Genomic DNA, 8,928 nt, shown 5'->3' on the forward strand with positions numbered 1-8,928 from the left:
GGCTGAAGCGCTCCACTTCCAAGATGTCGAAGCCGGGCCGCTTCCGGGATCTTTGCCGCAGCACGTACGCGCGCCGCGCTGGCATGGATTGCGTGTGTTCTGCTGGCGCGCGAGCCTCCGACGCGGCATTGCTTCTCCCCAAGACGGCCTCTCCGAAACGGCCCTTCACCTGAGGACCCTGATGACCATCGCTCAGACATTCGACCAGTGGATCGACCGCCGCGGCACGCATTGCGCGAAATGGGACACGATGGAGACCCATTACGGGGTTTCGCCCTCCGGTGGGCTGGCCATGTGGGTGGCCGACATGGATTTCCGGCCGCCGGCCTGCGTGCAAGCTGCGGTCGAGGCCATGGCGGCGCACGGCATCTACGGCTATTTCGGCGATGAGCGGGCGAGCAACGACGCCATCCGCTGGTGGATGAAGGCGCGCCATGGCTGGGAAGTCGATGAGAAGGCGATCTTCACCACGCATGGGCTGGTGAACGGCACGGCGCTCTGCGTCGATGCCTATACCAAGCCGGGCGAGGGCGTCATCGTGATGACCCCGGTCTACCACGCCTTCGCCCGCATCATTAAGGCGGCGGGGCGGCAGGTCGTCGAATGCAAGCTCGTGAACGGGGGCGGTCGCTACCTCCTCGATATCGCCGGCTGGGATGCGCAGATGACCGGCAACGAGCGCATGCTGCTGCTCTGCTCGCCGCATAATCCCGGCGGGCGGGTCTGGACCCGCGACGAGCTGCGCGAGATCGCACAGTTCTGCGTGCGTCACGACCTGATCCTGGTCTCCGACGAGATCCACCATGATCTCGTCATGCCCGGCCACAAGCACATCGCGATGCCCGTGGCGGMGCCCGAGATCATCGACCGCCTGGTGATGATGACCGCGACGACCAAGACCTTCAACATCGCCGGCTGCCATTCCGGCAATGTCATCATCCCCGATGAGGCGCTGCGGGCTCCGTTCCGGGCGCGGATGAACGCGCTCGGCATCTCGCCGAACTCGTTTGGCATGGCGATGGCGACCGCCGCCTACAGCCCCGAGGGCGCGGCCTGGGTCGACGAGCTCGTCGCCTATCTCGACGGCAATCGCCGGCTCTTCGACGAGGGCATCGACAGCATTCCCGGCCTGCGCTCGATGCCGCTGGAGGCGACCTATCTCGCCTGGGTCGATTTCTCCGGCACCGGCATGGAGTCAAAGGAGTTCATCGCAAGGGTCGAGAAACAGGCGAAGATCGCAGCCAGCCATGGCGCGACCTTCGGCTCCGGCGGCGACAATTTCCTGCGCTTCAACCTGGCGACGCAGCGCGCCAATGTCGCCGAGGCCGTCTCGCGCCTGAAGGATGCCTTCGCCGACATGCAGTAGGAGCGGCCTTCCACCGCCTCCCGATGAATGACGTCGCGATGTCCCGGCCGGTCATCGCGGCGCAGCCGCGCTGGTCGTCCTGCGGGCCGGGCCGGTGGGGTTGCGCCAGTCGCGCTTTGAAAGCCGCAACGTCCGGTCCATGGTCCGCCTCGCGTTGGGGAACGTCCGGGCGCGCATTCCCATTCCGGGGCGGAGGAATAATCGATGAAGCAATGTTCTTTGGCGGGGCTGGTGGTGTCCATCGGCCTGGCGCTGGCCGGGTGCCAGTCGACCACTGACGCCGTTCAGAACAAGGAAGACATGCTGTCGGCGGCGGGCTTCGTTCCCCAGCCCGCCAATACGCCGGAACGCCTGGCGACCTTGCGCAAGTTCCCGCCCAACAAGTTCGTCCAGCAGGTCAAGAACAACCAGATGGTCTATGTCTATGCCGACCCGATCGTCTGCCAATGCGTCTATTTCGGCGACCAGACGGCCTATGCCCAGTTCCGGCAGATGGTGTTCGCCAAGAAGCTGGCCGACGAACGCCAGATGACGGCGGCGATGGCGCAGGATGCCTTCGATTTCGGGCCCTGGGGCGGCCCGGGCTTCATGTTCTGAGCCAAGCATCGGCCCGAAAACTGGATTGCGGTTTTCGGGCCAAGCCGATGCAAACACAGATGCTTAGCTCATCGGCACGAAAACTGGATTGCGGTTTTCGGGCAAGCCGATGCAAACACAGATGCTTAGCTCATCGTCCCGAAAACTGGATTACGGTTTTCGGGACGGTCCGATGAGCTGAGGGCGAGGGCGCCGATCTCCGTGCCACCCAGTCGCTGACCGAAATCGTGGCGCGGGCTCGCCCCGCGCTGCAATCAGGCGCTGCTGCCCCTGCGGGAAAGGGCAGGCTCCGGGATGCTGGCCCCTCCGTCCGATCCCGCCCCGCGGCCCGCGCCATGGCTGGGACGTGCTGCAGCGTCCGCTCCGGCGGGGGCGCATCGCGACGGCCGCGCTCGGTTATGCGGCCCTGATGATGCGCAAGCGCGGAAGAGTTTTTTACGCGCAATACGTGCGGATACTGTCGGATTTCCCCCAGTGCCGGGACGTTGTGGCCTAGCTCCACAATAATGTGTAACCTTTGCGCAACCTGCCGGGGTGGATTGGCGTTCCCTTGCAGGTGAAGTGGAGACGTAATGGTCCGCTAAGACCGCCTGAACAGGCGTCTATTAAATGCGCAACGAGATCGAAACCGCACCGAAGGACGGGACATTCGTCATCCTCGAGGATGATTCGAGTGGCATCTATGACGTTGCTCACTGGATGGCGGCGACAGGCCAGTGGATCGGCAAGAACGATGAGCCGATCACGATCACGCCGACGCATTGGCACCCATTGGCTCATGACAATTACTTCCTTCTCGAGGGCGAAGGACCGGATGATCGCGCCACGGAGCGCCGCTCGAGGCGACGCCTCTATCTGCCGATCGCCGCCGCCGCGCTCGTCGCTGCGGCGCTGCTGTTTTTCTATTGGATCGGCGGCCTGGTTCAGCGCGACGATGGCGGCAAGGCCGGGCCGCAGGTCGCGATGCGCGCCCCGTCGCCGGACCGGAACGCGAAGAGCCCGCCTCCAGCGCCGCGAACGGGCGAATCCAGCCGGGCCAACGCGCCGGCGGACATCCGGCAGCTGACCACGGCGCCGGCGCCCGATGCGCAGAAATCCCCGAATTCCCGGCCGCCCGAAACCCGGGTGGAAGATCCGGTCGAGGCCGGGCGCACCCTCGAACAGCTGGACGTGCTGCAATTGCGGGCCCAGGCCGCGAAATCCGCGGAAGCGCTCCGACGGGAGCGCGAACAGGCTGCAAATCTGACGCAACAGGTCGCTGCTGCGCGGCAGGAACTCACTGACAGCACTGCGCAATATCGCCAGGCCCTCGAAGGCGAACGGGCCCGCAGCGCCGCACTGGCTGGCGAACTGGCGAAGGCGCAGCGCGACGCCGGGATGCAGGCCGAACACATGCGCAAGGCCGGCGAAGACGCCGCGCAACTGAAGCAGGCGGAGGTCGCAAGGGCCGCGGCCTCGCTTGGACAGGAGCGCGAGCAGGCGGCTGCGCTGGCGCGCGAGGTTGCCGCAGCGCGGGAGGCACTGAGCGCGGACACCGAGCAGCAGCGTCAGGCGCTCGAGGCGGAACATGCCCGCAGCAGCGCCTTGGCCGACCAGCTGGCGTCGGCGCAGCGCGATCTGGAGATGCAGGCGGCACAACTGCGCAAGGCGGGCGAAGAGGCCGAGCAGCTGAAGCTGGAGCGCGAGCGGGCGGCCGCGCTCGCAGGTGAGGTTGCCTCGGTGCGGCTGGAGTTCACGGCCGGCACGACRCAGCAGCGCCAGGCGCTCGACGAGGAGCGCGCCCGCAGCGCGGCGCTCGCGGGCGAATTGGCGAAGGCGCAGCGCGAGAGGCAGCTGCAGATCGCAGAGCTGAGCAAGGCGAGCGACGAGGCGGCGAGGCTCAGGCAGGCAGAGGTCGCCGGGACCGCAGACGCCGCCAAGGCTGCGGACGCGTTGAAGCAGGAGCGTGAGCAGGCCGCCGCTCTCGTACAGCAGGTGGCGGCGGCGCGGCAGGAGCTTTCTGCCGGCACGGCGCAGCAGCGCCAGGCGCTCGACGAGGAACGCGCCCGCAGCGCCGCGCTCGCCGGCGCTCTGGCGAAGGCGCAGCGCGAAATCGAAACGCAGGCGGCGCAGCTGAGCAAGGCGAATGCGGATGCCGCAGGGCTCAGGCAGGCACAGTCCGAAACCAATGCGGATGCGCAGGGGCAGGAGCGCGGGCAGGCGGCGGCCCTTGCCGCCGAGGTTTCAGCCGCGCGCGAGGCGCTGGCGACGGGCACGGCGCAGCAGCGCCAGGCGCTCGAGGAGGAGCGCTCCCGCAGCGCGGCACTCGCCGGCGAACTGGCGAAGGAGCAACGCGAAGCCGGATTGCAGCTGGCGGAACTGCGCAAGGCGAACGAGGAGGCCGCAGGGCTCAGGCAGGCGGAGGCCGCCAGGACGGCAGACGCCTCCAAGACTGCGGACGCGCTGAGGCAGGAGCACGAAAGGGCGGCAGCGCTCGCGCTTCAGGTCACGGCGGCGCGCGAGACATTGGCCGCGAGCACGGCGCAGCAGCGTCAGGCGCTTAACGATGAGCGCGCCCATAGCGTTGCGCTCGCCGCCGAGCTGGCGAAGGTGCAGCGTGAAGCGGGGACGCAAGCTGCAGCGTTGCGCAAGGCCAGCGAGGATACGACGCAGCTGAAGCAGGGGGAACTGGCGAAGACCGCAGACGCGCTCAGGCAGGAGCAGGAGAAAGCCGCCGGGCTGGCGCGGGAGATTGCAGCAGCGCGCGAGGCCCAGGCCACGAGCGCGGCGCAACAGCGCCAGGTGCTCGAGGAGGAGCGCGCCCGCGGCGCCGCACTCGCGGACGAATTGGCGAAGGCGCGGCGCGACGCCGGGGTGCAGGTCTCGGACCTGCGCAAGGCGGGCGAGGAGGCGGGAAAGCTCAGGCAGGCGGCGGAGAGCGCCGCGGCGGAACTGCGCCAGGCTCTGCAGGACGAGCGCGGCAGGGCGGCTGCGCTGGCKCGGGAACTCGAGGCGGCGCGGCGCACGGCGGTGGCGCGMGCCACGCCCCAGCCTGCGCCGGCCAGTCAGGCCTCCAGCCAGGCCGCGAACCAGGTCACCAGGCCGGCCGCGTTGGCCGAGCCCGTTGCACCGCCAGCGCCGCCGCAGTCACCGCCGGTCGCCAGCGAGGCAGAGGCGACGCGGCTGATTGCGCGCGCCAGCGTCCTGATCGGGCAGGGCGATATCGCCTCGGCGCGGATCGTGCTCGAGCGCGCCGCGGAAACCGGCAGCGCCCGGGCGTTCTTCATGCTCGCGGAAACCTATKACCCCGCCATCCTCTCGACCTGGCGGACCTATGGCACACGGGGCGAGGCGGCGAGGGCGCGCGAGCTTTATGCGAAGGCGCAGGCCGGCGGCATCCCGGAGGCGAAGGAGCGCTTGAACGGCTTGCGTCAGTAAAACGCCCGGGCGGGGGCGGAGACGGCCGAATGGCCGAATGGGGATGCCAAAGGGGAGTTCGGGAATGACGCTGTTTCCAGGACGATGCCTGTGCCTGCTCGCCGCCTTGACCCTGTTTGTCCCGGCGCTCCCGCCAGGCGATCTGCAGGCGCAGACGACACGGCTGGAGGCCGTGCGCGGGGCTGCGCCGCGGCGCGCGCCGACCTTTGAGGCGGAAAAGGAGCGGATGAATGCCTGGACCGTCGGTCTCGCCGGCGGCCTGATCGAGGGGGCGCCGCTGCGCTTCGCGGCGGAGATGGCGCGCGTCGTCGATGACGGGCCGAACCTGCATGTCCTGCCGATCGTGACCAGGGGGCCCACCGAGAACCTGAATTCGCTGCTCTATCTGCGCGGGATCGACACCGCGATCATCAATTCCGACGCGCTGGACGAATACAGGAACCAGATGCCGCAGATCCGGCGGCAGATCACCTATGTGCTCAATCTCTTCCCCTCGGAGCTGCACATCTTTGTCCGGCCGGAGATCCAGAGCCTGCAGGACCTCGCCGGCAAGAAGGTGAATTTCAACACGCTGGGCACGGCTGCCGCCTATTCCGGCCCGCTGATCTTCAGCCGCCTCGGCATCAACGCCGAGAAGACCTTCATCCCCCACCCGATCGCGCTGGAGCAGATGCGCAAGGGCGAGATGGCGGCGGTCGTCTTCATCACCTCCAAGCCCGTCGATGCCTTCGTGCGTGGCCGTTTTGAGCCGGGATTCAAGTTCCTCTCTGTTCCCTATGACAGCAAATTCGAGGATTATTATCTGCCGGCCGTGCTGGAGGCGGGCGAATATCCCGGGCTGATCAAGGCCGGCGAGCGCGTCCCGACCATCTCGGTGCCGACTGCGCTCGTCGCCTTCAACTGGCAGCCCCAGACCAACCGCTATCAGCGCGTCGCCCGTTTCGTCGACACGCTGTTCAACCGGATCGACCAGCTCCAGGCGCYGGGCTTCGACCCGAAATGGAAGTCGATCAACCTGGCCGCGACCGTGCCCGGGCTCGAGCGGTTCTCGGCGGCGCAGCAATGGCTCGATCGTCAGGCGCGCGCCCCGCGGGCGCTGCAATGAAGGCCTTCGCGCTCTCCGTCGCCTTCGCCGCCGCAAGCGGGATCGCGCTCGCGCAAGGCGCACCCAATGCGGCGCCCGACCCGATGGCGCATCTGCGAGCCTGCTCCCAGATGGCGCAGGCCGAGCGGCTGAAATGCCTGGACACGCTCTCGCAGCGCCTGGAGCCGGCGGCGCCTCAGGCGCGCGGGGGGGAGAACTGGATCATCAGTGAAACCACCTCGCCGGTGAATTATAGCCCGATCGTCACCGCCACCGCGGCTGCCCGCACCGGTTCCGACGGCGCGCTGAGCCAGCTCGCCATCCATTGCCGTGGCGGCCGCACCGAGCTCGTCGTCACAGGCCCCGCGCTCGCCAAGGGCGGCACGGACTACACCATCTCCTACCGCGTCAACGACGGCCAGTCGGTGCAAGCGGCGGCCGCGCAGCCCTCGTTCGGCGCCGGCGTCGCCTTCAAGGGCGATGTCGCGCAGCTCCTGCTGGCGCTGCCGGACGAGGGCGACCTCGCCATTCGTCTCGCTCCGCGTGTCGGCGCTGCCCATGACGGCACCTTTGCGCTCGGCGGGCTGAAGCGGGTGAGGGAGAAGGTCGCCGCGGCCTGCAACTGGCCGGGCGCCATCGCCAGGCCGCGGAACCCGTAGTCTTCGCCCAAGCCTTCTCGCCCAAGCCGTCGCCGAACTCGTCGCAAACCACGGGAGATGAAGACCATGACTGGATATGCCAAGGCCATGAGGGTCTCGCTGGCCGGCCTCGCAGCGTTGCTGATCGTCGTGCCGCCGGCGCTGGCGCAGCCGAAGAAGCAGGTGACGGCGCAGGCCGCAAAGCCCGCGGCGGAAAAGAAGCCGCACCAGCTCATCCTGCAGGTCAACACCAACGAGCCGGCGACGATGAATCTCGCGCTCAACAACGCGACGAACGTGGCGCAATACTACAAGGACCTCGGCGAGAAGGTGGAGATCGAGATCGTCACCTTCGGCCCCGGCCTGCACATGCTGCGTGAGGATACCTCGCCGGTGAAGGCACGGATCAAGGCGATCACGGCGAGCACGCCGTCGATCTCATTCAAGGCTTGCGGCAACACCCAGGAGAACATGAGCAAGACGGAAAACAAAGAGATCGGCCTGATCCCCGAGGCGACGCTGGTCAAATCCGGCGTCGTGCGCGTCATGGAACTGCAGGAGAAGGGCTGGACCTATGTCAGGCCCTGAAGCATCGGCGACCAAAAGTGGATTGCGGCTTTTGGCGCAGCCGATGCCCGTCACAACTGCGTGCTAGCGGGGAGAGCGCGCGGCGTCGTGCCAGGCGCTCCCCCACCAAACCTCTCCGCAACGGAACGTCCCCGTTGCCGAGAGTGTCCTGCGAATGGCCGCGGCCGATCAGTCGCTCGCTGAGCGCTCTGCGGAGACCAGCAGCATCATCGGCCGCTCGCATTCCGCCGCCAGGCCCGGGTTCTCGGCGATCTGATCGGCTGTCGGGGCAAATTCCTCGACCTGGCGGATCGAAAATCCCGTTGCGATCAATGTGTTGAGCGTCGTGGCTAACGTCCGGTGATATTTGAGCACGCCGTCGGTGAGCCAGTTGGTCCGGCGCTCGCCTTCGATCGCATAGCGGTTCACCGGCCAGGTCTTACGGCCGTCCTCGTCGGTCCACCAGCGCGGATGCGTAGCCGCCATGTAGATCGGGTGTTCGATCGTGAACACGAACTGGGAGCCTGGCGTGAGGGAGCGATGCACCATGCGCAGCAGGCGCCCGAAATCCGCGATATAGTGGAAGGTCAGCGCGCTGAAGGCGAAGTCGAACGCAGCCTGGGGCAGGTCGAGCAGCTCGAGATCGGCGATTGCGTACGCGACGCCCGCGTCGGAGGTATCCGCGATCGCCCGGGCGATCATTTTCTCGGAGACGTCCAGTCCGAGCACGGACCCGGCCCCGTGCTCGCGCGCCCACCGGGCAAACCAGCCGAAGCCGCAGCCGAGATCGACGACGCGCTTGCCCGTCAGGCCGGGCAGCATGGCGCGGATCGCCGGCCATTCCGGCGCGCCGGCCAGACCATGAACCTGTCGGGGAAGCTGGCTGTAGCCGGCGAAGAATTTTGGATCGTCATAGATGTTCTGTGCCACGTCTTTCACTCCATCACATTCAGATGGACGAGGCACAGGCGTGAAATTGGCCCCGTCCGTTTCCGGCGAGGCTGCAGGGGCGCGATACGCGTGTGTTAACGCAGCGATCGGCTGTCCCGCATCCCGCCTGTTGGGATGCCGGCAGCGCGGGCAACGATATGCGTATCCGTCTCGACCATCCCGGATTTATCGGGAACGGCACGATTCCTGTCAACGTCGCAGCGCGGTCCAATCCCCCGGGGTCAATCGGCGGCCGCTGCAGCGGACTTTCCCGGCACCCGAGACGATTGCGCCCCTGTAGGCCCGATTGGCCATTGCCTGCCATGAAC

Annotated in this window: 7 protein-coding genes; 6 read left to right on the forward strand and 1 reads right to left on the reverse strand. The window is 67.5% G+C overall.

The features are described 5' to 3' along the window. Positions 1-181 precede the first annotated feature (181 nt). From AC1DJT_RS30520 to AC1DJT_RS30545, 6 genes are all read left to right on the forward strand, one after another. Positions 182-1,366 (forward strand): MalY/PatB family protein, encoded by a 1,185-nt coding sequence (locus AC1DJT_RS30520; protein WP_476835515.1) that lies wholly within the window; start codon positions 182-184, stop codon positions 1,364-1,366. 204 nt (positions 1,367-1,570) lie between these two features. Then, positions 1,571-1,963 carry a hypothetical protein gene (locus tag AC1DJT_RS30525; protein WP_476835516.1) on the forward strand — a complete coding sequence of 131 codons (393 nt, stop codon included), beginning with the start codon at positions 1,571-1,573 and terminating at the stop codon, positions 1,961-1,963. 609 nt (positions 1,964-2,572) lie between these two features. Next, positions 2,573-5,380: a hypothetical protein gene (locus tag AC1DJT_RS30530; protein WP_476835517.1), complete on the forward strand. Its 2,808-nt coding sequence runs from the start codon at positions 2,573-2,575 to the stop codon at positions 5,378-5,380. Positions 5,381-5,444: 64 nt separating this feature from the next. Then, positions 5,445-6,485, forward strand: coding sequence for a TAXI family TRAP transporter solute-binding subunit (locus AC1DJT_RS30535; RefSeq protein WP_476835518.1), 1,041 nt, complete (start codon positions 5,445-5,447; stop codon positions 6,483-6,485). Next, the gene (locus AC1DJT_RS30540) at positions 6,482-7,123 is read left to right on the forward strand and encodes a hypothetical protein (RefSeq protein ID WP_441507583.1); all 642 of its coding nucleotides are present in this window, start codon (positions 6,482-6,484) and stop codon (positions 7,121-7,123) included. The genes AC1DJT_RS30535 and AC1DJT_RS30540 overlap by 4 nt, the downstream gene beginning before the upstream one ends. Before the next feature lie 66 nt (positions 7,124-7,189). Then, positions 7,190-7,690 carry a DsrE family protein gene (locus AC1DJT_RS30545; protein ID WP_069882881.1) on the forward strand — a complete coding sequence of 167 codons (501 nt, stop codon included), beginning with the start codon at positions 7,190-7,192 and terminating at the stop codon, positions 7,688-7,690. Positions 7,691-7,858: 168 nt separating this feature from the next. Here AC1DJT_RS30545 and AC1DJT_RS30550 read toward each other — a convergent pair whose 3' ends face one another. Continuing rightward, positions 7,859-8,599, reverse strand: a complete 741-nt coding sequence (locus AC1DJT_RS30550) for a class I SAM-dependent methyltransferase (RefSeq protein ID WP_476768829.1) — start codon at positions 8,597-8,599, stop codon at positions 7,859-7,861. Between the last annotated feature and the right edge of the window lie 329 nt (positions 8,600-8,928).

It is taken from the genome of Allobosea sp. 05T422_2 (assembly GCF_056396265.1).

Excerpts from the sequence above, each read along its gene's own strand:
- AC1DJT_RS30525 (WP_476835516.1), top strand. The coding sequence starts at position 1,571 with ATGAAGCAATGTTCTTTGGCGGGGCTGGTGGTGTCCATCGGCCTGGCG.
- AC1DJT_RS30540 (WP_441507583.1), top strand. The coding sequence starts at position 6,482 with ATGAAGGCCTTCGCGCTCTCCGTCGCCTTCGCCGCCGCAAGCGGGATC.
- AC1DJT_RS30545 (WP_069882881.1), top strand. The coding sequence starts at position 7,190 with ATGACTGGATATGCCAAGGCCATGAGGGTCTCGCTGGCCGGCCTCGCA.